This window comes from Christiangramia aquimixticola (assembly GCF_048285835.1).
GTDB classification, from domain to species: Bacteria; Bacteroidota; Bacteroidia; order Flavobacteriales; family Flavobacteriaceae; genus Christiangramia; species Christiangramia aquimixticola.
In genome coordinates this window covers 1-301 of sequence record NZ_JBLVTL010000210.1, presented here as the reverse complement: position 1 = coordinate 301, position 301 = coordinate 1, and the positions used below count along the sequence as shown (strand labels likewise).

The 301-nt window shown below is 40.9% G+C and carries 1 protein-coding gene; it reads right to left on the bottom strand.

What is annotated here, in order from left to right; all coding sequences use genetic code 11:
* On the bottom strand, positions 1-301 hold a 301-nt coding region (locus ACNKXV_RS14170), incomplete at both ends, for a pyruvate kinase (RefSeq protein WP_417908359.1).

Below are 301 nucleotides of genomic sequence, written 5' to 3'. Positions count from 1 at the left end.
CAAATCATGGATATCCTCAGCGGATCTCACAAATGACAACGCAATCCAATCCACATCCTGTTCCAAGCCGAAGTATAGATCCTCAATGTCCTTTTCTGTAAGAGAAGGGGCAGATACCTTGGTATTTGGCAGGTTGATTCCTTTTCTTGATTTCAAAATACCACCGTGAATGACAGTACAGTTCACATTTTTCCCATCTGTATCATTGACTACTACTTCGAGATTACCATCGTCAATGAGGATATGCTCTCCAGTCTGAACGTCTTGAGGTAGATTTTTATACACAGTACTTACAAGACTG